A 21,345-nucleotide genomic window follows, 5' to 3' on the forward strand; every position below is an offset into this window, starting at 1 on the left:
GCTGGAGCGTCATTCCCGGTGGTCGGGGAGGTCGTCGTCGACGGCGCGGATGGGGAGGCGTACACCGGGTGGAGGGCGGTCTTTCTTCGCCATCACCGCAGAAGATCACCCTGGAAGTTCACTGTGAATCGCTGGTCAAAGTGGGGAACGTATGTCAAGATGAACCCGTCCACGGTCGATCGGTTGACCGCGGTACGTGTCAATGCGGACACGCATCGGCACCTTTCACGACGGATCGTCCGGCACGTACCTGCCGGTGAAGGGAAGCACCACCCATGGCAACTGTTACCTTCGAGAACGCCACGCGCATTTACCCGGGCAATGACCGCCCCAGTGTTGACGCTCTCAACCTCGAGATCGCCGATGGCGAGTTCCTCGTACTCGTTGGCCCCTCCGGCTGCGGTAAGTCCACCTCCCTGCGCATGCTCGCGGGCCTGGAGGACGTCAACGCCGGTCGCATTCTTATTGGTGACCGCGACGTCACCGACGTTCAGCCCAAGGACCGCGACATCGCCATGGTCTTCCAGAACTACGCGCTCTACCCGCACATGACCGTCCACGACAACATGGGCTTCGCCCTGAAGATCGCGGGCACCCCCAAGGCCGAGATCGACAAGCGCGTGCGTGAGGCCGCCAAGATCCTGGGCCTGACCGAGTACCTGGACCGCAAGCCCAAGGCGCTCTCAGGTGGTCAGCGTCAGCGTGTGGCCATGGGGCGCGCCATCGTGCGCAAGCCCAAGGTCTTCCTCATGGACGAGCCGCTGTCCAACCTGGACGCCAAGCTCCGTGTCCAGACCCGCACCCAGATCGCCTCGCTCCAGCGCTCGCTGGGCGTCACCACGGTCTACGTCACCCACGACCAGACCGAGGCCCTCACCATGGGTGATCGCATCGCGGTCCTCAAGGACGGCGTGCTCCAGCAGGTCGGGACCCCTCGCGAGATGTACGACCACCCCGCCAACGAGTTCGTCGCCGGCTTCATCGGCTCGCCGGCGATGAACCTGGGGCAGTTCACGGTCAAGGGCGACGTCGCCACCGTCGGCGCCGCCAAGATCCAGCTGTCCAAGGCGACCCTGGACGCCATCACCCCCGAGGACGGCGGCAAGGTGACCATCGGGTTCCGCCCCGAGTCGCTCGACGTCGTCTCCGCCCAGGACGAGCACTCCATCCCGGTGCGCCTGTCCTTCGTCGAGGAGCTGGGCTCCGACGCCTACATCTACGGCGAGCTCGTGGGTGCCGAGGAGTCCGAGGCCAAGCTCGGCTCCGGTGAGGACTCCAGCCAGATCATCGTGCGCGTGCCCCCGCGTACCGCCCCCGAGCCGGGTGAGACCGTCTACGTGCGGATCCGTCCCGGTCAGGAGCACATCTTCTCCGCCTCCACCGGTCAGCGCCTGCCTGCCTGAGGATGCTGACGACGACGGCGCCGTCCCCTCTTGCGGGGGCGGCGCCGTCGTCGCGCTCACCGAGGCGGAGCCGGGCCGACGGACTGGAGCGTCCGTGAGGGCCGGCGGATGGCGGTGCGGCGCCGTCGGACACCGGACCGCAGACCGCCTCGCCTGGTGAGAAACGGATCGCCCCCGACGTCGTGAAGGGTGTGGGCTGCTGCTCACGCCTCGAAAGGCGAAGGGGACCCTTGCCTGAAAGAATGACGTCATGTCCCAGTCCATGAAGATCACGGCAGCGACGATTGATCCGGCGCTGCTTGACCTCCCTTGGGAGACAGCCCTGGAGGAGTGGCCCACCGAGGTCCTCGCCGCGCTGCCCCGTGGTCTGTCCCGCCACATCGTGCGCTTCGTCAACCTCTCCGAGCGTGTCATCGCGGTCAAGGAGATCGGCGAGTCCGTGGCGCACCGCGAGTACGAGCTCCTGCGCGACCTGCTGCGGCTGGGGGCGCCCTGCGTGCAGCCGACGGCGGTCATCACCGGCCGGCGCAGCGTCAGCGGGGAGGAGCTCAACTCCGTGCTCATCACCGAGCACCTGTCCTACTCCCTGCCGTACCGGGCGCTGTTCAGCCAGTACATGCGGCCGGAGACCGCCACCCGGCTCATCGACGCGCTCGCCGTGCTGCTGGTGCGCCTGCACCTGCTGGGCTTCTACTGGGGTGACGTGTCTCTGTCCAACACGCTCTTCCGCCGCGACGCCGGTGCCTTCGCCGCCTACCTCGTGGACGCTGAGACCGGTGAGCTCCACCCCGAGGGGCTCACCGAGGGCAAGCGCCTCTACGACATCGACGTGGCCCGCACCAACATCATCGGCGAGCTCATGGACCTGCAGGCCGGCGCCCTGCTGGAGCCGAGCGTGGACACCATCGAGGTCGGGGACCGCATCGTCAGCCGCTACACCGAGCTGTGGGACGTCCTCACCGCCGAGGAGTCCTTCTCCATGGATGAGCGCTGGCGCCTGCGCCGCCGCGTCCAGCGACTCAACGAGATGGGCTACGACGTCGCCGAGCTGACCATGAACACCGACTCCCAGGGCGAGCACATCACCATCCAGCCCAAGGTCGTCGACGCCGGTCACTACCACCGTCAGGTGATGCGGCTGACCGGCCTGGACGTCCAGGAGCGTCAGGGGCAGCGCATGCTCAACGACCTGGAGGCCTACCGGGCCATGTCCGGGCGCAGTGACGACCCCATCGAGCTCGTGGCCCACGCCTGGCTGGCGGAGGTCTTCGAGCCCACCATCCACGCGGTCCCCATGGAGATGCGCCGCAAGCTCGAGCCGGCGGAGATCTTCCACGAGATCCTGGAGCACCGCTGGTACATGTCCGAGGCCCAGGACCGCTTCGTCACCACCCAGGAGGCGGTGGACGACTACGTGGCCACGGTGCTGCCCCAGCACCGCGACGAGCGCGCCTACCTCGGGGTCGGGGACACCCAGGAGATGGAGGCGATCGTCATCGATGACGAGGAGCCGCTGCCCGAGGACGACGCCGAGTTCGCGGCCCGCGACGAGCAGACGCTGGCCGACTACGCGGCCAACCCCTTCGGCTTCACCGCCGGCATGAAGTTCAAAGGGGAGTAGAGGCGGGGGAGCGGCAGAGAGGGAGCGAGCGCGCCGTCGGGCCTCCTGCCACCCGAGCGGTTGATAGCCTGGTTCTCAGGCCACCTGCGAGATGAAAGGTGCTGGAAACGGGTATGACGTCCATCGGAGTGATCACGTTGCCGGAGGTGACCGCCGGTCGCAGCAGCGCCATCGACCTGCTCTGCGACCCCTACGTCCCCATGTCCAGGCCGGAGGACCCCGTGGTGACCCTCAACGGGCACAGCGTGAGGATCCCGGCTGCCGGCTCGGTGCGCGTCGTGGTTCCGGCGGGGCCGGTGGTCATCACCGAGGAGAGGCCGAGCGACCTGCTCGGACCGAGCAACAGGCTCGAGTTCGCGCTGGCCCCGGGGCAGGAGGTGCGCATCGTCTACCGCGACTCCCAGCTCGATCTGGCCACTCCCACGATGACCGTGGAGGGACTCGGAATCGGAAACGGGGTCATCGTCAAGAAGAGGAATACGGCTCTCATCATCTCGGCGGTGATGCTGGGATGGGCTGCGCTCTTGGCCCTCATCATGATCCTCGTCATCGTCAAGCCACTGCGGGGCGGGTGGTGAGTGGCGGTGAGCGCGAACGACCCCAGTTTTCAAGCGCTTCCCGGGGCGACGCCGGAGAACAGCGCCTTCATCGACCTGTACTTCGATACGTCTGTTCGCCTCTACTTCACGACCCACGTGAATCTTCTTGTTAATGGTTGGCAGGTGCGACTACCTTACGAAGGCTCGATAAAACTCGCTGTGCCGCCGGGGCCGGTGAGCGTGGTCGTCGACTGTTTCACAGCATTCCTGAGCCCTAAGCCGCGTCTTCAGTTCGCGGTGCAGCCCGGTCAGATGGTCCCGGTGTTCTACCGCGCTTCCATTCTCCAAGGCGATCCGGGCGCCCTGAGCTTCGGAAAGCTCCGCGGTATGTCCCGGTCCGAGAAGGGATCGCTGATCTTCGCTCTCGTTGTGCTACTGATGATCCTGATGACGGCGTTGCCTATAGCGTTGGTCAGCTGGTTCGCGATGACTTCAGTCGCCCCGTAGGTCACGCGGTGCGTCCAGTCTGCCCGCCCCTGGCGGCAGCCATGACGACGAGCTCGTGAACAGGCCCCTCCACATGCTCGAGCCGGCTGGCTCGGGCTCTCAGGCGCCGAGCTCCTCGGCGACCAGGGCCATCTCCTCGTCGGCGCGCCGGCGCAGCTCGCGGTGACGCGTCCAGGAGGCCAGGGAGACCTCCGTGATGGCGTCCACGAGGAGGAAGGCGCCCACCGCGGCCACCCCGCCCGGAAGGTTCCCGGTCGAGCGGCGACGGCGCACAGCGGCCCCCAGGAGCGCGCCGCCCAGGCCCGCCTCCAGGAGCGCGGCGCCCCGCACCGCCCACGGCTTGTCCGTCACGGTGCGCACGTAACCCTGCCAGAAGGCCGATCCCGGGGTGGAGGGGTCGGCCAGCAGCAGGCCCACGCTGCGACCCACGGCGTTGGACAGTCCGCGCGGCTCGTGCACGACGACGCCGGGGACCTCCACCGGGGCCAGGCGGCCGGTGAGGACCTCCAGCACCCAGTCGGGCAGCCCCAGGGCCTGGAGCATCGCGGCGAAACCATCGATGCCGGGCTGGACGATGGCGGCGGTCGCGGCCTCCAGGTCCGCGCCCGGGATGGCGTCAACGATCCCCGAGGCGTCGGTCAGGTCCGCCAGGAGCTCGTCGACCAGGGACCTCAGGGCCGGTCCGGGCTCGTCGACCCCGCCCCAGACGTAGCGCGAGGTCATGCCCCAGGAGAAGACGGCGTCGTCCTCCGGGTCCCCGGTGGGGATGGCGCGGATGGACATGTCCTCGGCGTCGGAGGTCAGGACCAGGGCCGGCAGGGACTCGTCGTCCCAGCCGAAGGTGCCCAGGTCCGTGCCCTCACCGGAGTACATGACGATGCGGCGGTCCAGGCTCGGCGTCGAGGCCACGGCCAGCGGGCGCTCCAGCAGGGTGGCCTGCAGCGGCACCATGTAGGCGCTCATCGGGGAGACGACCACGGTGCGGGCGCTGGCCGAGCCGTGGCTGGAGATCGTGGGCAGCTCGACGTCGTCGGGCAGGGCGTTGAAGGTGGCCGGGCCCACGGCGACGTCGGCCGTGAACTCCCGGGCCAGGGACTCCACGAGCTCGCTGACGCGCGGGCCGGGCACGACGCCCCCGCGCGAGGGCGGCGTCACCGCGACCCTGCCCTCGACGTCGGTCATGAGGGTGAGGCTGAGCAGGTGGGTGGTGGCCGGGAACCACTCCAGGCGCACGACCACCCCGCGCGCGGCGAAGGCGTCGGCGACCGCCTCCGGCGTCGTGCCCGGCGCGATGAGTACGCCGTCGGTGCGGTTCCAGCGCTGCGAAGCGTCCTGGGCCATGGGGACCTCCTGTGGATCGGATGCGGCCCATTGTGTCAGCAACGGGGCCTTCATGGGGAAGTGTTCGGGTAATGCCGGGCGTTTGTGACCAGGTCAGCCGGAGCGGCCGGTCCGGAGGGATGGTTGGGGAGGTCTGGGCGGCCGGGCTGGTCCGCTCAGTCGCTGCCGCCGGCGGCCCGGCGCCGCAGGCGGTCGACCTCGTAGAGGCTGATACCCGTGGCGACGGCGGCGTTGAGGGACTCCACGCTCCGGCTGATCGGCACCGAGGCCAGCACGTCGCAGGTCTCGCGCACCAGGCGCGACAGGCCCGCCCCCTCCGCGCCGGTGACGAGCACCAGGGGGGAGTCGGCCAGGGTGAGGTCCTCGATGGCGGTGCTGCCCGAGCCGTCCAGGCCGACGACGAAGCACCCCTCCTTCTTCAGCTGCTCCAGGGCGCGCACGAGGTTCGTCTCGCGGGCCACGCGCACCCGGGCGGCGGCGCCGGCGGAGACCTTCCAGACGGTGGCGTTGACGCCGACCGAGCGGCGCTCGGGGATGATGACGCCGTCGGCCCCGAAGGCTCCGGCGCTGCGGAGGACGGCGCCGAGGTTGTGGGGGTCGGTCACCTGGTCCAGGGCCACGAGCAGCGGCGTGCGGCCCAGCGAGCGGGCGCGGTCCAGCAGGTCGCGGGCGGTGGTGTACTCGTAGGCGGGCACCTCGATGGCCACGCCCTGGTGGGCGGCGGAGTCGGTCAGGGCGTCCAGGTCCAGCTTGGTGGTCTCCAGCACCGGGGCGCCCAGCAGGGCGGCGCGGCGCACGACGGCGCCCAGGCGCTCGTCGGACTGGGCGGAGACCGCCATGAAGACCCGGGTGATGGGCACCGAGGCGTAGGCGGCCTCGGCCACCGCGTTGCGTCCGCACAGGATCTCGTGGTCCTCGGGCACGTCGAAGCGGCGCTTGAGCTTCTCGAGCTGCTTGGCCCGCGTGGGCTGGGCGGCCCGGGCCTCGGCGCGGGCCTTCGCCCGGGCCTTGGGGTGGCCGACGCGGTTCTCCGCGCGCGGGGTGGGGCCCTTGCCCTCCAGGCCCTTGCGGCGCTGGCCGCCGGAGCCCTTCGTGGGGCCCTTCTTCGAGCCGGGGCGGCGCTTGGCGCCGGGGTACTGCTCGTTGCCGGGCATTCGGGGCCTCCTGTTCGTGATGGTGCTGAGGTGATTCAACGTGGGGTGGGAACGTGCGGGGAATGTGCGGGGGGAGACAGTCGCCGCGGGGCGGCGAGGTGCTGGGTCGCTCAGGCCAGGTGCCAGCGGGCGCCCGAGGGTGAGTCCTCGACGACGACGCCGGCCTGGGTCAGCTTGTCCCGCAGGGCGTCGGCGCGCGGCCAGTCCTTGGCGGCGCGGGCCTGGGCCCGCTCGTCGAGGTCGTGCTGGATCAGCCGGTCCAGGGTCTCCATGGCGGCGCCGCCCTGGGAGGAGCCGACGCCGTCGAGGACGTGGGTGCGCCAGGGGTCGGCCAGCGGGTCCAGGCCCAGGACGTCGAGCTGGGCGCGCAGGTCCAGGGCCAGGCCGGTCACCGTCTCGCGCAGGCCGGCGTCGGCCTCCTGGCTGCCGCTCGGGCCTGCCTCGGCCTTGGCGAGGGCCACGTTGAGGGCCTTGAGGGTGGCGTGGACGACCGCCATGGCGCCGGCCAGGTTGAGGTCCTCGTCCATCGCGGCGGTGAACTCATCGGGCAGGGCCCGGGCGCGCACCTGCGCGGCGGGAGCGTCGACGGGGCTGAGCCCGCCGGACGCGCCCGAGCGCCCGTCGTCGGACCGGGGCTCGGTCAGCTCGTAGGCCCGCAGGATCGCGCCGGACAGGCGCTCCCACAGGGCCTCGGCGTCGGCGAGGGTCTCCTCGGAGAACTCCACGGTGGAGCGGTGGTGGACGGTGCCCAGGGCCAGGCGCAGCACGGCGGCGTCGTAGCGCTTGAGCAGCTCGGCCACCACCAGGGAGTTGCCCAGCGACTTGCTCATCTTCTCGCCCTTGATGGTCACCCAGGCGTTGTGGACCCAGTGGCGGGCGAAGCCCCAACCGGCGCCGTGGGACTGGGCCTGCTCGTTCTCGTGGTGCGGGAAGCGCAGGTCGATGCCGCCGCCGTGGATGTCGAAGGTCTCGCCCAGGTAGCGGCGGCTCATGGCCGAGCACTCCAGGTGCCAGCCGGGCCGGCCCCGGCCCCAGGGGGCGTCCCAGGAGGCGTCGGCCGGCTCGGAGGGCTTGGCGGCCTTCCACAGGGCGAAGTCGCGCGGGTCGCGCTTGTCGGCCTCGACGTCGTCGTCCAGCTGGGACTCGTCCTCGGTGGTGGCCAGGTCCTCCAGGCGCTGGTTGGTCAGCGCCCCGTAGCCGGGTAGGGAGCGCACGTCGTAGTAGACGTTGCCGGACTCCCCGATGTAGGCGTGGCCGGCGTCCAGCAGGCGCTGGACCAGGTCGATCATCTCGGGGATGTGGCTGGTGGCGCGCGGCTCGTAGGTGGGGGCCGCCACGCCCAGGGCGCGGTAGGCGGCGTCGAACTCCCGCTCGAAGCGCTGGGCCCAGGCCCACCACGGCACGGGCGGCTCGGCGGCGGCCGACTTGCTGAGGATCTTGTCGTCGATGTCCGTGACGTTGCGGATGAGACGGACCTGCTGGCCGCTGCGCTCCAGCCAGCGGCGCAGGACGTCGAAGGAGATGCCACTGCGCATGTGGCCGATGTGGGGCGAGCCCTGGACGGTGGCACCACACAGGTAGATCGTCACCAGGCCGGGGGTGGCCGTGGGGGCCAGCGGCACAACCGCGCGGGCGGCGGAGTCGTACAGGCGCAGGGTCGGCTCGGCGGTGCCCGTGGACGCCGCCGACGCCGCCGGCTCGATGGGCGCGGCGGACTCAGTGGACTTAGTGGGCTCAGTGGGTGCGGTGCTCACGGGCACAGGCTACCTGGCCGCGTGCCACCGGTGTCCACCGGGTCTCAAGGGTTTTCTCCGAGGTCCGGGCCGGGGCCTGTTGCGCGGGTGGCGCACTGGCGTGGTGTGCTGGGTCTGTGCGGGCTCTTGGTGGCTCTTCATGGCCGGTCATGGCCGGTCATGGTCGTTCATGTCGGCGCGACCGCACCTCACGGCCCGGTTTCTGCTTCGGGAGCCCAGGATCCGGGCCGCAAGGTGCGGTCGCGCGCGTCCTCGACGGGTCAGTCGCAGCGAGTGGCCCCGGGGACCGGGTAGACCAGGGCGGTGGCGAGGGCGAGCAGGCCCTCGGAGCGGCCCAGGAACCCCAGGTGGTCGGTGGTGGTCGCGGTGAAGGAGACGCGGGTCGACGCCGCCTCGGACAGGGCTCGGGAGGCCTCGGCGGTGCGGGCGGACACCCGCGGGCGCTCGCCCACGAGCTGGACGGCGATGTTGCCGATCTCGAAGCCGGCCTCGCGCACGCGACGGGCGGCCTCGCTCAGGAGCGCGGCCCCGGAGGCGCCCTTCCACTGCGGCTCGGCGGTGCCGAAGTTCGAGCCCAGGTCGCCCAGACCTGCGGCGGAGAACAGGGCGTCGCAGCAGGCGTGGGCGACGACGTCGCCGTCGGAGTGACCGGCCAGGCCCACCTCGTCGGGCCATTCCAGGCAGGCCAGGCGCATAGGGGTACCCGAGTCGGGGGCGGCGAAGGCGTGGACGTCGGTACCGATGCCGGTGCGCGGCAGGTACTGGGCGATCTTGTCCAGGTCGATCGTGGCCGGGCCGGCGGCGTGGCGCGCCCGGGATCGGGACGAGGCCGGCGCGGCGGAGGCGTCGTCGGCCGATACGGGCTGAACTGGGGGCTGAGAGGACTGAGGAGACTGCTCTGACTGGTGCTCGGACATGGGCCGTGTCTACCAGATGGGCTCCGCCCGCGTTCCACGCGGAAGGCCTGATCGTCGTCGGCGATCGTGGGAAAGCGGGGTTTCGGGTTGCCCGACGGCGCCCGGGCCCGCGCGATCGGCCGGTGGGAGAGCGCACTGCACGAGGGGCGGGTGCTACTGGGGGAGGTGCGGGTGTACTCCACGAGGGTCCGGACCCCGTGCAGTGCGGTCGGCTCCCGTCCAGTGGGACCCGAGGCCGGTGGAGTAGGGGCGGGAGGGCGAGGGTGTTAGATCAGGTGGTAGAGAACAAGAGGACACTGGCCGTGGAGGCGCCGGCGGCAGGAGGCTGCTGCACGGACTCGAGGGACTCCAGGGACTCCAAGGACTCTAGGGCAGGCGCCAGTCCACGGGGGCGGCCCCCATCTCGGTGAGGATCGTGTTGGCGCGGCTGAAGGGGCGCGAGCCGAAGAACCCGCGCGAGGCGGACAGCGGGGAGGGATGCGGCGAGGCGATGATCGGCGTGTGCCCCAGCATCGGAGTCAGGGACTGCGCCGGCCGCCCCCACAGGATCGCCACCAGCGGGGCGTCGCGCTCAACCAGGGCCTCGATCGCGCGCTGCGTCACCTTCTCCCAGCCCCAGCCCTTGTGCGAGGCCGGAGCCCCCGGGCGAACGGTGAGAACCCGGTTGAGCAGCATGACGCCCTGCTCGCACCACGGTGTGAGGTCCCCCGACGTCGGCTGGGGCACGCCCAGGTCGCTGACCAGCTCGCGGAAGATGTTCTCCAGGCTTCGCGGGGGGCGCACACCGGGGGCCACCGAGAAGCTCAGTCCCATGGGGTGGCCCGGTGTGGGGTAGGGGTCCTGGCCGACGATGAGGACGCGCACCTTGTCCATCGGGTAGGTGAAGGCGCGCAGCACGTCCGTTCCCGCTGGGAGGTACCCGACGCCGGCGGCCACCTCCTCGCGCAGCCGCCCCCCGATCTCGTGGATGGTGGGCTCCACGGGTGCCAGGGCGTGCGCCCAGGAGGGGTCAATGAGCTCGGACAGGGGCTTGGCGGTTGTCACGCTGCGAGCCTAACGGCCCAGTGACGGCGCCTGCAGGATCTTGCCGACCCCGATGTCACGGTTCTGTGAGCCGGACGTGGCGAGCAATACCCGACGAACGGCTCTCGGACCGGTATCTTGTGAGGGTGAGCAACTATGACTACCCCGAGGACGAGTTCGACGTCGGCGATGATGACGGTCCGGTTCCGGTGGGCGTGCACCGCGCTCAGGCGCCCCGGTGGCGCAGCTGGGTGCCGCTGCTGGCCATCATCATCATTGTTCCGGCGCTCGCATGGGGTGCCGTGACGCTGTTCCTCAACGGCTCGGGCTCGGGCTCATCGGATGCGGCCTCCTCGGCCCAGCCCGCCCAGAGCGGACAGGCCAACAACCAGGCCTCGGGCGGGAAGTCCGCTGAGGCCTCCAAGCCCGCTGACGACAAGTCCGCCGACGCCTCGGCCAAGCCCAGTGCCAGCGCGTCGGCCAGCGCCTCCGGCAACGTCGACTTCAACACCGGGGTCACCGTGTCCAACGGGACGGAGACCAGCGGTCTGGCCAAGGGCGCCGGCGACAAGCTCACCAACGGCGGCTTCACCACGGTTGAGGTCACCCCCGGGATCTATGAGAACGCGGAGCCGGCCAAGTCGACGGTCTACTTCAGCGCCCCGGAGAACCGTGCCGCGGCCGAGGAGGTCGGCAAGAAGCTGGGGATCACCAACGTGGTGGAGAGCGCTGAGAACGCGCAGTCCAACCCGATCGTCGTCATCCTGCGCGATGACTACAAGGCGTAGCAGGTAATACAGGCCCATGAGGCCGCTGGCGCGTCCCGGACGCCGCCGGGTCCTGGCTCTTGCCGCAGCGGTTCCGCTCACCGCCGCCGCGGCCCTCTGGGCCGGCCCCCGCCTGGAGGGTCTGGCTCGCCGTCACCCGACCCTGCGGAGCAGCGGCCTCGTCGTAGGCCGGGGAGGGGCTCTGTATCCCCTGCCTCCGGGCAACCCGGGCGACACGATCTCCTACGTGCCGGGGACCCGCCTTCCCGAGGACCCCGAGCCGTGGGGGCTGACGACGTCGGAGCGCGACACCCTGGCGCGTCAGGCACTCGCCCGTCGCCAGACGGCCCGCCTTCCAGCGGGCCGCTGGAAGGACCTGGCCGACGGCGCCCTGGCCGACCTGCTGACCCTGACCGGGCCGGCGCTCATGACCGGGCCGCCCACCCGGCCGACGGCGTCGCCGCCCCAGAGCCCCGGCCCCACCGCTAGTGCCGACCCCGCCACCGGCGAGGCCTCCGAGCCCGCCTCCCAGCCAGCCTCCCAGCCAGCCTCCCAGCCCGAGGGGCGGCCGCTGGACGCGGAGGTCTTCCCCCCGGGCGCGGTGGTGGCCGCGCCGGTCGGCAACTGGCGCTACGTCTGGCCGCGGGACGCCGCCTTCGCCGCGGCCGCCCTCAGCGCGGTGAACCTGCCCGGAGAGGCCCTCGGCGTCCTGACCAACCTGGCCTCCTGGCAGCGGGCCGACGGCGGCTTCGAGGCCCGGTACACCAGCTACGGTCAGGCTCCCGACAACCGCCCTGCCCAGACCGACGGCGTCGGCTGGTTCCTGTGGGCCGCGGCCCGGCTCCTGGCCGACGGCCTTCCCGCCCCCGACCTGAACGGCTCTCTGGGAACGCACCTGGCGCGCGCCGCCTCCCGGCTCGTGACGATCACCGACACGCCCTCGCACCTGCCCGCGGTGACGCCCGACTACTGGGAGATCGCCGAGAGGGTGCTCACCCTGGGAACGGCGGCACCGGTGCTCCTGGGGCTTGAGGCGGCGACGGCGCTGGCCGGGGCCGGGGTCGACCTGGGGGCCTCGCCCCAGGACCTGGCCGACCGGGCCGCGGTGGTGCGCCGCGCCATGGAGCTGAGCTTCGCCCCGGCCTGGGGGCGTCACGTGCGGGGCGACGACGTCGACGCCGCCATCACCCTGGTGCTGCCGCCCTTCACTCAGCCGCTGGCGGGAGCGCGCGAGGTCAGGCGGACGGCCGCGGCGCGCATGCGACGCCCCGCCGGCGGCCTGGCCCCGGGCTCCGGCTGGCGCGACGACGGCGTCTCCTGGACACCGGAGACCGCCCTCATGGCCTGGTCGGCCCTGACGCTGGGGATGGAGGACGAGGGGACCCGGCTGCTGTCGTGGATTGAGACGTACCGCACCGGCGCCGGAGCGCTGCCGGAGAAGGTCCTGGCTGACGGCGCCCCGGCGGGCCCCGCGCCTCTGGCCTGGACCTGCGCGCTCATCCTGCTGGCCACTGCGGCAGGATCCGCGGGCGAGGGGGCGTGAGCCGATGGGGTGCTGCTGAGGGGCCGACGGTCCTCTGCTTCGCCGTCGGAGGATTCGGTGCCGATCAGATCTGAGCGCCTTGCACTCAAGGGCTGAGAGTGCCAGCATTGCGGTTAGCACTCGGAGTCCTCGAGTGACAATGCATCCACGAATGCACCAAGTTCATCCAGGCTGGAACGTGAGGACCGGCGTCGGGCGTGACGTGAACGCCCGGGGACCGATCCGTCCGTCGCGGGCACGAACCGGCCGCCCCTACCACGCAGTGGAGGAAACTCAATGTCCAAGATCATCGCCTTCGACGAGGAGGCCCGCCGCGGCATGGAGCGCGGCCTCAACACCCTCGCCGACACCGTCAAGGTCACCCTGGGCCCCAAGGGCCGCAACGTCGTGCTCGACAAGAAGTGGGGCGCCCCCACGATCACCAACGACGGCGTGACCATCGCCAAGGAGATCGAGCTCGAGGAGCCCTACGAGAAGATCGGCGCCGAGCTCGTCAAGGAGGTCGCCAAGAAGACCGACGACGTCGCGGGTGACGGCACCACCACCGCCACCGTCCTGGCCCAGGCCCTGGTGCGTGAGGGCCTGCGCAACGTCGCCGCCGGCGCCAACCCGATCGCCGTGCGTCGCGGCATCGAGAAGGCCGTCGCGGCGGTCGTCGAGCGCCTGCTCGCCGACGCCAAGGACGTCGAGACCCAGGAGGAGATCGCGGCCACCGCCTCCATCTCCGCCGCTGACGAGCAGATCGGCGCCTTCATCGCCGAGGCCCTGGAGAAGGTCGGCCACGAGGGTGTCGTCACCGTCGAGGAGTCCAACACCTTCGGCCTCGAGCTCGAGGTCACCGAGGGCATGCGCTTCGACAAGGGCTTCATCTCCCCCTACTTCGTCACCGACCCCGACCGCCAGGAGGCCGTCCTGGAGGACGCCTACGTCCTGCTGGTCGAGTCCAAGATCTCCAACGTCAAGGACCTGCTCCCGCTGCTGGAGAAGGTCATGCAGACCGGCAAGCCGCTGGCCATCATCGCCGAGGACGTCGAGGCCGAGGCCCTGGCCACCCTCGTCGTCAACCGCATCCGCGGCACCTTCAAGTCCGTGGCCGTCAAGGCTCCCGGCTTCGGTGACCGCCGCAAGGCGATGCTCCAGGACATGGCGATCCTCACCGGCGGCACGGTCATCTCCGAGACCGTCGGCCTCAAGCTCGAGAACGCCACCCTGGAGGACCTGGGCCAGGTCCGCAAGGTCGTCGTCACCAAGGACGAGACCACCCTGGTCGAGGGCGCCGGCGACAAGGACGCCATTGACGCCCGCACCGCCCAGATCCGCCTGGAGATCGAGAACTCCGACTCCGACTACGACCGCGAGAAGCTCTCCGAGCGCCTGGCCAAGCTGGCCGGCGGCGTGGCCGTCCTCAAGTCCGGTGCCGCCACCGAGGTGGAGCTCAAGGAGCGCAAGCACCGCATCGAGGACGCCGTGCGCAACGCCAAGGCCGCCGTCGAGGAGGGCATCGTCGCCGGTGGTGGTGTCGCCCTGCTCCAGGCCGCCGAGGTCCTCGACTCCCTCAAGCTCGAGGGCGACGAGGCCACCGGTGCCGCGATCGTCAAGGTCGCCGTGGAGGCCCCGCTCAAGCAGATCGCGGCCAACGCCGGTCTTGAGGGCGGCGTCGTCGTGGACCGCGTGCGCAACCTGCCCACCGGTGAGGGCCTCAACGCCGCCACCGGCGAGTACGTCAACCTCCTGGCCGCAGGCATCGCCGACCCGGTCAAGGTGACCCGCTCCGCCCTGCAGAACGCCGGTTCCATCGCCGGCCTGTTCCTGACCACCGAGGCCGTCGTGGCCGACAAGCCCGAGCCTCCGGCCGCTCCGGCCGAGGGCGGTGCCGGTGACATGGGCGGCATGTACTGATCGACTGCTGATCGACGTGACTCGTCACGAACCAGTCACACCCCGGTAGCCTCGGCCGCCCTGCGCGACCGGGCCCGGGACCCGGCGGCGGGCAGTCTCTCACACGCGTGAGGGGCGGCCCGCCGCTTTCGTGCGCGCTGCTGGCGCAGCAGCCGCAACGGATGCGGCCAGGAGCCGGCTGACTCGGCCCGCCGCCTACCAGCCGGCTACGGGCCCGGGGCTCGTGGCTGGTGCGGGTGCCGGTGCCGGCGCAGGGGCGGGAGCCGGCGTGGGGGTGGAGAAACGGCCCTGGTTGGTGGTCTCGGCGTCGTCGTAGCAGACGGCGGCGTTGTCCAGGGCCAGGCTGATCTGGTCGAGGTTGGACCGCACCTGGAGCTGGGTGAGGTGCCAGTCGGCCGCGCAGGTGGCCATGGAGTCCGACGCCGTCCCGGTCCAGGAGGACTGCAGCAGGCCGATATCGCCCTGCATGGCATCGACCTCGGTCTGGATCGTCGAGATGCGGGTGCGGGTCCTGGCGGCGGTGTCGGCCACCGCGGCGGTGTCGACGGAGTAGACGGGCATGACGGGGGTCCTTTCGTGAGAGGCGGCCCGATGGCCGGGCATGATGGTCCGCTGGTGCGCACTGCGGTGAACCGGGGTGCGCGCTGTGCCTCTCACGGTAGGGGCCGAGCCCGGGTAGGCGCCGGGCGGGCGATCGGCCCTGTGGACTGGGCCTGCCGATAGCGGCCTGTGGCCCCGGGGGAGCCGCGACGAGCCGGGGGCGGGCGGGTGGATCGCCTCAGAGGTCCCCGGCGCCGTCGTCGATGATCTCCTCGGTGATGGGGGTGATCTCACCGGTACGGGCCTCGCGCAGCTCCTTGGCCTCCTGGGTCTTGGCGCGCAGCCTCTCGGCGAGCTTGTCCCGCTCGGCCTGGACCCTGGCGCGGCGGTCCTCGGCCTCATCGGAGCGGCTGCGCGAGCACATGAGCAGGTCCAGGTCGGCGATGCAGGACTCCATCGAGGCCGTGTGCGCCATCGGCTCCTCGCCATCCCTGTCCTCACGTGCCTCGCCCCGCTCGGTGGGCGCCTCGCCGGGGCGGCGAGTGGACGAAGCGGTGGAGACGGCCGGAATACCCCGGGCGGGGGTGCGTGGCGAGGCCGCGCTCGACGGTGAGGACGACAGTGAGGACGACACTGAGGACGACGATGCGGTCGGTGCCGAGGAGACGGCCGCGGCCGGGCTCGGTGCCGAGGCCGTGGGCCTGAGGGCCTTGAGCTCAGCGGTGTCGATGCGCAGGGTGTTCCCGTCCCGGGACGGGCCGGGTAGGCCGGGCGCCGGCTGCGCGGTCGGGGTCAGCGCCCGCAGACCCAGCGGAGGAGTGCGCGGAGCGGTCCCGGCGACGTCGTCGAGTCGATGAGGAATCGAACCGGCGGCACCGCCCGCGGGCTCAGCCGACGTGGTTGCGGGGACGGTAGGTGACGGCGTCGGTGCGCCCAGGAGGGCGAGTGTCTCCTGGTGGTCTTGAGTGTCCCGGCCGTCCTGCTCGACGGCGAGCTTGACGAGCTTCTCCTTGAGCCGTCGCTGCTCGGCCGACAAGTTCTCCCGGGCCGCGTGCTCCCAGCGCTCGCCCAGCGGGGAGTGGAAGAGGTGCTCCCGGTCCAGGAGCCGCGAGACGATCGTCAGACGACCGCGCAGGTACTTCTCCAAAGGGATGTGGGAGTACTCCTCGCGCAGCAGGCGCACGTACTCGGCATAGGTCTGCGGATCCACGGCCAGGGTTCCCAGGTCGGCGTCGATGAGTGCCTGGGCGTCGATGTCGTTGTCATCGAGCATGTGGCGCTTGAGGTTGACGATGAGGCAGCACACCCGCTTGACCGTCTCCATCGGGAGGCCCAGGTGGCGTAGGTCCGCCTCGGCGAAGGCCGCCGAGGCGGACTCGTCCTCGCCGCCGTTGCCCCGGCTGACCTCCTCGGCGTCGGAGGAGAAGACGCACCCGTGGTACCAGCAGGCGACCCGCATGATGTCCGGGTTGTGGGACTCCTCAGCCAGCTCGTCGACGCGCGCGAGCATGTCGATGAGGTGGCGAAGATTGTGGAAGCGACGGTCCGGCGTGGACCAGCGCTCAATGAGGAGCTCGCCGGCGGAGCGGATCGCCTCTGGGGGCTGCGTGGCGCCGAGCGCCTTCACTGAGCGGGTGAAGGCCGGCAGGAGCCATTGCGGTGCGTCGATGACACCCATGGGTCAGTCTCCGTGTTGGAAATGGAACGCGTGTCATCGTAGAACTGTCCTTGCCGCAACGTCGACGTGACACAGTGTCTCGCGCACCACTCTTGCAGGGGCGTCGACGGGGTCCTCGGGGGACGGCGTGTCCGGCTCTGATCGATCAGTGATGGCGCGGGGGGCTGCTCGGGCCTACCGGGCCTACCAAGCCGGTGCCGGTGGCAGCTCGATGTGGACGGTGGCGCCGCCGCCGGGGGTCTGGAGCATCTGGACCGTACCCTGGTGGGCGGCCACGATGCCCAGCACGATTGCCAGGCCCAGGCCGGAGCCTCCGGTCTCCCGGTTGCGGGAGGTGTCCGAGCGGTAGAAGCGTTGGAAGACCTTCTCAGCCGCCTCCGGCGGGACCCCGTGCCCGTGGTCGCGGACCTCGACGACGACCACCGACTGAGCCGTCGGGCTGGTGCGCGGGGGAGCCATGCCGATGGCGATCTCCACCGGCGTCCCGGTCGGGGTGTGGCGCACCACGTTGCCCAGCAGGTTGGTGAGGATCTGGGAGAGACGGTCGCGGTCACCGATGACCTGGAGCGAGGGCGCCTCCCTGCCGGCGGCCTCGTCACGCGGGTCGAGCGGGATGAGGCCGCAGTCACGCTCGGGGGCCAGGACCATCATGTCGCTCAGGGCCCCGGCCGCCAGCTCGGTGAGGTTGACCGGCTCCATCGACATCTGCCGGCCTTCGTCGATCCGGGCCAGCTGGAGCAGGTCGTCGACCAGGCGCCCCATACGGTTGGACTCGGTCTCGATGCGCCCCATGACCTCGCCGGTCTTGTTCGCGGGCACCCCGCCCATCCGGTAGAGCTCGCCGTATCCGCGGATCGCGGCCAGGGGCGTGCGCAGTTCGTGGGAGGCGTCGGAGACGAATCGTGTCATCCGCTCCTGGGCCACGACCTGGGCGGCGAAGGCGCTCTCGTTCTGGGTGAGCATCGCGTTGATCGCCCGCTGCAGCGAGCCGACCTCCGTGGTGCGCGGTTCGGTCACCAGGATGCGGGCCGACAGGTCGCCGTGGGCGATCCTCCCCGCCACGCCCTCGATCTGCCGCAGGGAGCGGAAGGAGCGGTGGACCAGGTAGGTGGCGAAGATCGCGCCCACCGAGATGATCGAGACGTCGGCCAGGGCCACCACCAGGCGGGTCCGCTCCACGGTCTCCATGACGTCGCTCAGCGGGAGGGCCAGGGCCACGGCACCGGTGTACTGGTCGGTGTCCTGGTCCTTGATGAGGAGGGTGATCATCCGCCACTGGTGACCGGGCTGATCGGAGTTGACTGTCGTGATCGGGTAGTCGCCCTTCTCGGCGTGGGTCAGGGCGCGTCGGTAGTCCAGGCCCTCGATCTGTGGCCGGCCGTACGTAGCGGCGGTGTCGGGTGAGATCCACTCCCCGTTGCGGCTGGCATCGAGGTACTCGGCCTTGACGTAGTAGCTCGAGGGGAAGGTGGTGCTGCTGGTTCCGCCCTCGCGGATCTGGGCCAGGCCCTGGCTTCCGATGGCCACCGAGGTGGTGCGCAGCTGACTGTCGATCTGCCCCATCATGTGGCTGTAGAGCAGTGAGGTCACCACGAAGGAGACGACGATGAGCCCGATGGTGAGTAGTCCCGTTGTCATGAGAGTCAGACGGGTGCGTAGCGGCATCGCCTGCCAGGGCCGCTGGAGCGCGGTGATCGGGTGCCATCGGCCCCGCTTGATCGGGCGGTGCTGCTTGCCGGACGACTTGGCCGGGCGCGTGCTCCCCCCACGCGCCGCGACCATCACTCGGCCTTGGGCTCGCGCAGCATATAGCCCACTCCACGACGAGTCTGGATGAGCGGGGTGACGGGCTGGCCGTCACCCCCCTGGATCTGGTCTACCTTGCGACGCAGGTAGGAGATGTAGGACTCCACGATCGCGGCGTCGCCGTTCCAGTCGTACTCCCAGACGTGGTCGAGGATCTGGGCCTTGGACACGACGCGACCGGCGTTGAGCATGAGGTAGCGCAGGAGCTTGAACTCGGTGGGGGACAGGTCCACCTCGACCTCGGCTCGGTACACCTCGTGAGCATCCTCGTCGAGAACCAGATCGGCCACGCGCACGACGCCGTCGTCCTCGTTCTCGATGGCGTGGGTGCGGCGCAGGATGGCACGAATGCGAGCGATGACCTCCTCCAGGCCGAAGGGCTTGGTGACGTAGTCGTCGCCGCCGACGGTCAGGCCCTGAACCTTGTCCGCCATGTCGTCGCGGGCGGTCAGGAAGAGGATGGGGGTGGTCACATCACGCTCGCGCAGGCGCCGGGCCACGGTGAAACCATCCATGTCGGGCAGCATCACGTCGAGGACCACCAGGTCAGGGGAGGTCTTCTCCACCGTCTTGAGGGCACCGTTGCCGTCTCCGGCGATCGAGACCTCGAAGCCTGCGAAGCGCAGGGACGAGGCGAGCAGGTCGCGGATGTTGGGTTCATCGTCGACGACAAGGAGGTGAGCTTCGGTGCGGGACTGCTGGGAACGCTCCATGCGCCACACCATCCCTTCAGTTCCTGGTCGTTTCCTGAACGAGTTCCGAATGGTTGCTGTTGATGGGTCAAGTGCTTGATGTGATCCAGAGTACCTTACGAGGCTCAAAAACCTTGGGATTCCCACAAAAAAGCGGAGGTTATGTGGTTGCTGCCGAACAGAGGCAACTGCTGCAGCTCTTCGGCGAGTCGGAGTGTGGCACGTGGCGGGGCGACGGCAGTGGCCGCCCCGCCGACGCGGTTAGAGGAAGGTGAGTGGGTCGAAGTCCTCCAGCGGGATGATGCACACGCGCGGCAGCGGGATGGTGAAGGCCTTGACGTCACTCTCGAGGTCGTGGATCGTCAGGCCCTCGCCCTCCATCCCGGCCAGCTGGGCGTTGAGGAACTCGCGGAAGCACAGGATCCCCACCTTGGCACCGGCCTGAAGGAGCCGCTCGATGTGAGGGATGTAGTCGCCGTCGTGGCTGCCCAGCAGGACGTGGGCGTTCTGACCGGACTCGACGCGCTCGGCCAGCGCCTCCAAGGTGCGCTGGATACCGATATCGACGACCTTCTCCTCATTGCTTCCTGATCCGGCCAGCGGAACGGGCCGGTAGTCCATGGCCAGCAGGGCCTGGATGAAGCTCATGGGCATGTGGCCGCTGGTGGCGTTGAGGAAGAACAGGGCACGGGCCTCGTCCCCTTCACTCTCGGCGGAGGACAGCTCATCGCAGTATGCGAGGACGCGGTCCCAGCGGGGCCGCTCTTCAGGTTCAGGACGCCGCCCCAGCACGCTCATGCCGAGAGTAGCGTCAATGTTCTCGCCATCGACGAGAAGATAAGTCGGTACACTCATGGGCTCCATGCTACCGGTCCCAGTGTCAAACAGCCTTCGGCGACGCCCGGAGAGGCTCCAGTGATCCCAGGTTTTCTCCAAACGAACCTCAGATCTCACTGGAGGACCGTTAGCTGTACTGCACGACCCTCTCGCCGTCGTGGAGTAGGGCTGACCCTCGACCAGTAGCACCCAACGGTCGTGCAGTAGCCCTCGGATCGGGAGCGAAGGCAGAGGCGGAGCCCGATTCAAGGACGGAACAGATGCCGGCGTAGGTGGAGGAGGACGCCGGGCTGTTGCCGACGGGAACGCAACCGTCCGGTCCTCGTCGTGGTAACGAGGACCGGACGGCTGTCAGGCTGATGCGACGGTGCGGCGCCGCCTCGGTGGCCGGGCCGGCTCAGTAGGAGGACTTCTCCTCGCCGGCCGGCTGACCCTGGTTCTTGAGGGCCTCGAAGGCGGCGTTGATGGCGGCGTCGTCTCCGTCGGTGATCTGGGCGGGGGCCTGCTGCGGGGAGGACTGCAGCGCTGGGTTCTGCCCGGACTTGAGGGCGGCCAGGCGGGCCTCGGCCTCCAGGCCGGCACCGGAGGACTCGAGCTCGGCGAACTGGGCCTCCAGGGAGGAGCCGGCCAGCTCCATCTGCCCGGCGGCCTGGGCCTCGACCCGACGCACCTGGTCCTCGTAGCGGGACAGCTCGCTGGTGGGGTCCAGGACGTTGATGGAGCGGATGGCGCCCTGTACCTTGACCTGGGCCTCGGCGGTCTTCTGGCGGGCGATGAGCTGATCGCGCTTGGAGCGCAGCTCGCCGAGCTTGACCTCCATCTGCTGCAGGCCGGTCTTGAGCTGCTCGACGACCTGACGCTGGGAGGCGATCATCGGCTCGGCGGCCTTGGCCTCGTTCTCCGCCGTGATCTGCTTGGTCAGTGCGATCTTGGCCAGCGAGTCCCACTTGTCCGCCCCTGCCGTGTCACCGCCGGCGCGCAGCTGGTCGGCCTTGCGGGAGGCGGCCAGGGCCTTATTGCCCCAGTCCCTGGCCTCGGCGACGTCGGCGTCGTGGTCCTTCTCCGCCAGGCGCAGGTTACCGATCGTCTGGGCGACGGCGTCGCGGGCCTCGGCGATGGAGGCCGTGTAGTCCCGCACGAGCTGGTTGAGCATCTTCTCCGGGTCCTCGGCGCGGTCCAGGAGCGCGTTGATGTTGGCGCGGGTGAGCTGGGCGATGCGTCCCAGGATCGACTGCTTCTCAGCCATGGTGGTTCGTCCTTCCGTCGAGGTGCGACGTCGGTATGGGCAGATATGGGCACAGTGGTTGTCAGATGGTTACCAGAT

Annotated in this window: 18 protein-coding genes; 7 read left to right on the forward strand and 11 right to left on the reverse strand. The window is 70.2% G+C overall.

Annotated features, from left to right (window positions below; genetic code table 11):
- Window positions 1-275 precede the first annotated feature (275 nt).
- From EL340_RS12665 to EL340_RS12680, 4 genes are all read left to right on the forward strand, one after another.
- On the forward strand, window positions 276-1,403 hold the full coding sequence (locus EL340_RS12665; protein WP_126414925.1) for an ABC transporter ATP-binding protein: 1,128 nt from the start codon (window positions 276-278) through the stop codon (window positions 1,401-1,403).
- 250 nt (window positions 1,404-1,653) lie between these two features.
- Window positions 1,654-3,024 carry a DUF4032 domain-containing protein gene (locus EL340_RS12670; protein WP_126414926.1) on the forward strand — a complete coding sequence of 457 codons (1,371 nt, stop codon included), beginning with the start codon at window positions 1,654-1,656 and terminating at the stop codon, window positions 3,022-3,024.
- A 113-nt stretch (window positions 3,025-3,137) separates the two neighbouring features.
- Window positions 3,138-3,602 carry a hypothetical protein gene (locus EL340_RS12675; RefSeq protein ID WP_126414927.1) on the forward strand — a complete coding sequence of 155 codons (465 nt, stop codon included), beginning with the start codon at window positions 3,138-3,140 and terminating at the stop codon, window positions 3,600-3,602.
- A gap of 6 nt (window positions 3,603-3,608) precedes the next feature.
- Window positions 3,609-4,070 (forward strand): hypothetical protein, encoded by a 462-nt coding sequence (locus EL340_RS12680; RefSeq protein ID WP_126414928.1) that lies wholly within the window; start codon window positions 3,609-3,611, stop codon window positions 4,068-4,070.
- Window positions 4,071-4,169: 99 nt separating this feature from the next.
- Here EL340_RS12680 and EL340_RS12685 read toward each other — a convergent pair whose 3' ends face one another.
- From EL340_RS12685 to EL340_RS12705, 5 genes are all read right to left on the reverse strand, one after another.
- Window positions 4,170-5,411 carry a hypothetical protein gene (locus tag EL340_RS12685; RefSeq protein ID WP_126414929.1) on the reverse strand — a complete coding sequence of 414 codons (1,242 nt, stop codon included), beginning with the start codon at window positions 5,409-5,411 and terminating at the stop codon, window positions 4,170-4,172.
- Between the two features lie 155 nt (window positions 5,412-5,566).
- Complete coding sequence (rlmB, locus tag EL340_RS12690; RefSeq protein WP_126414930.1) at window positions 5,567-6,565, reverse strand: 23S rRNA (guanosine(2251)-2'-O)-methyltransferase RlmB; 999 nt, start codon at window positions 6,563-6,565, stop codon at window positions 5,567-5,569.
- A 110-nt stretch (window positions 6,566-6,675) separates the two neighbouring features.
- Window positions 6,676-8,319 carry a cysteine--tRNA ligase gene (gene cysS / locus EL340_RS12695; protein WP_126414931.1) on the reverse strand — a complete coding sequence of 548 codons (1,644 nt, stop codon included), beginning with the start codon at window positions 8,317-8,319 and terminating at the stop codon, window positions 6,676-6,678.
- Between the two features lie 260 nt (window positions 8,320-8,579).
- Window positions 8,580-9,236 carry a 2-C-methyl-D-erythritol 2,4-cyclodiphosphate synthase gene (gene ispF / locus EL340_RS12700; RefSeq protein WP_232023082.1) on the reverse strand — a complete coding sequence of 219 codons (657 nt, stop codon included), beginning with the start codon at window positions 9,234-9,236 and terminating at the stop codon, window positions 8,580-8,582.
- A gap of 366 nt (window positions 9,237-9,602) precedes the next feature.
- Entirely contained in the window at window positions 9,603-10,280 is a 678-nt protein-coding gene (locus EL340_RS12705) for a uracil-DNA glycosylase (RefSeq protein WP_126414932.1), read from the reverse strand.
- A gap of 119 nt (window positions 10,281-10,399) precedes the next feature.
- Here EL340_RS12705 and EL340_RS12710 point away from each other — a divergent pair, with 119 nt between their 5' ends.
- From EL340_RS12710 to groL, 3 genes are all read left to right on the forward strand, one after another.
- A complete protein-coding gene (locus EL340_RS12710; RefSeq protein WP_126414933.1) occupies window positions 10,400-11,047 on the forward strand; it encodes a LytR C-terminal domain-containing protein in 648 nt (215 codons plus the stop codon).
- Between the two features lie 16 nt (window positions 11,048-11,063).
- Window positions 11,064-12,569, forward strand: a complete 1,506-nt coding sequence (locus tag EL340_RS12715; RefSeq protein ID WP_126414934.1) for a glycoside hydrolase family 15 — start codon at window positions 11,064-11,066, stop codon at window positions 12,567-12,569.
- Window positions 12,570-12,845: 276 nt separating this feature from the next.
- Complete coding sequence (gene groL / locus EL340_RS12720; RefSeq protein ID WP_126414935.1) at window positions 12,846-14,468, forward strand: chaperonin GroEL; 1,623 nt, start codon at window positions 12,846-12,848, stop codon at window positions 14,466-14,468.
- A 195-nt stretch (window positions 14,469-14,663) separates the two neighbouring features.
- Here the strand turns inward: groL and EL340_RS15755 are convergent, their stop codons facing one another.
- The 6 genes from EL340_RS15755 to EL340_RS12750 all read right to left on the reverse strand — a co-directional run bounded on the left by EL340_RS15755 (window position 14,664) and on the right by EL340_RS12750 (window position 21,267).
- On the reverse strand, window positions 14,664-15,029 hold the full coding sequence (locus EL340_RS15755; protein WP_126414936.1) for a WXG100 family type VII secretion target: 366 nt from the start codon (window positions 15,027-15,029) through the stop codon (window positions 14,664-14,666).
- Between the two features lie 217 nt (window positions 15,030-15,246).
- Window positions 15,247-16,686 (reverse strand): HD domain-containing protein, encoded by a 1,440-nt coding sequence (locus EL340_RS12730; RefSeq protein ID WP_126414937.1) that lies wholly within the window; start codon window positions 16,684-16,686, stop codon window positions 15,247-15,249.
- A 183-nt stretch (window positions 16,687-16,869) separates the two neighbouring features.
- Window positions 16,870-18,468, reverse strand: a complete 1,599-nt coding sequence (locus EL340_RS12735; protein ID WP_126414938.1) for a sensor histidine kinase — start codon at window positions 18,466-18,468, stop codon at window positions 16,870-16,872.
- On the reverse strand, window positions 18,468-19,205 hold the full coding sequence (locus EL340_RS12740) for a response regulator transcription factor (protein WP_126414939.1): 738 nt from the start codon (window positions 19,203-19,205) through the stop codon (window positions 18,468-18,470). The genes EL340_RS12735 and EL340_RS12740 overlap by 1 nt, the downstream gene beginning before the upstream one ends.
- 240 nt (window positions 19,206-19,445) lie before the next feature.
- Window positions 19,446-20,039 (reverse strand): NYN domain-containing protein, encoded by a 594-nt coding sequence (locus EL340_RS12745; protein WP_126414940.1) that lies wholly within the window; start codon window positions 20,037-20,039, stop codon window positions 19,446-19,448.
- Between the two features lie 379 nt (window positions 20,040-20,418).
- Window positions 20,419-21,267, reverse strand: coding sequence for a PspA/IM30 family protein (locus EL340_RS12750; protein ID WP_126414941.1), 849 nt, complete (start codon window positions 21,265-21,267; stop codon window positions 20,419-20,421).
- Between the last annotated feature and the right edge of the window lie 78 nt (window positions 21,268-21,345).

Origin of the sequence: Actinomyces viscosus (assembly GCF_900637975.1) — a bacterium.
GTDB classification, from domain to species: Bacteria; Actinomycetota; Actinomycetes; order Actinomycetales; family Actinomycetaceae; genus Actinomyces; species Actinomyces viscosus.

Excerpts from the sequence above, each read along its gene's own strand:
- EL340_RS12665 (WP_126414925.1), top strand. The coding sequence starts at position 276 with ATGGCAACTGTTACCTTCGAGAACGCCACGCGCATTTACCCGGGCAAT.
- EL340_RS12670 (WP_126414926.1), top strand. The coding sequence starts at position 1,654 with ATGTCCCAGTCCATGAAGATCACGGCAGCGACGATTGATCCGGCGCTG.
- EL340_RS12675 (WP_126414927.1), top strand. The coding sequence starts at position 3,138 with ATGACGTCCATCGGAGTGATCACGTTGCCGGAGGTGACCGCCGGTCGC.
- EL340_RS12685 (WP_126414929.1), bottom strand. The coding sequence starts at position 5,411 with ATGGCCCAGGACGCTTCGCAGCGCTGGAACCGCACCGACGGCGTACTC.
- rlmB (WP_126414930.1), bottom strand. The coding sequence starts at position 6,565 with ATGCCCGGCAACGAGCAGTACCCCGGCGCCAAGCGCCGCCCCGGCTCG.
- ispF (WP_232023082.1), bottom strand. The coding sequence starts at position 9,236 with ATGTCCGAGCACCAGTCAGAGCAGTCTCCTCAGTCCTCTCAGCCCCCA.
- EL340_RS12715 (WP_126414934.1), top strand. The coding sequence starts at position 11,064 with ATGAGGCCGCTGGCGCGTCCCGGACGCCGCCGGGTCCTGGCTCTTGCC.
- groL (WP_126414935.1), top strand. The coding sequence starts at position 12,846 with ATGTCCAAGATCATCGCCTTCGACGAGGAGGCCCGCCGCGGCATGGAG.
- EL340_RS15755 (WP_126414936.1), bottom strand. The coding sequence starts at position 15,029 with ATGCCCGTCTACTCCGTCGACACCGCCGCGGTGGCCGACACCGCCGCC.
- EL340_RS12730 (WP_126414937.1), bottom strand. The coding sequence starts at position 16,686 with ATGGGTGTCATCGACGCACCGCAATGGCTCCTGCCGGCCTTCACCCGC.
- EL340_RS12735 (WP_126414938.1), bottom strand. The coding sequence starts at position 18,468 with ATGGTCGCGGCGCGTGGGGGGAGCACGCGCCCGGCCAAGTCGTCCGGC.
- EL340_RS12740 (WP_126414939.1), bottom strand. The coding sequence starts at position 19,205 with ATGGAGCGTTCCCAGCAGTCCCGCACCGAAGCTCACCTCCTTGTCGTC.
- EL340_RS12745 (WP_126414940.1), bottom strand. The coding sequence starts at position 20,039 with ATGAGTGTACCGACTTATCTTCTCGTCGATGGCGAGAACATTGACGCT.
- EL340_RS12750 (WP_126414941.1), bottom strand. The coding sequence starts at position 21,267 with ATGGCTGAGAAGCAGTCGATCCTGGGACGCATCGCCCAGCTCACCCGC.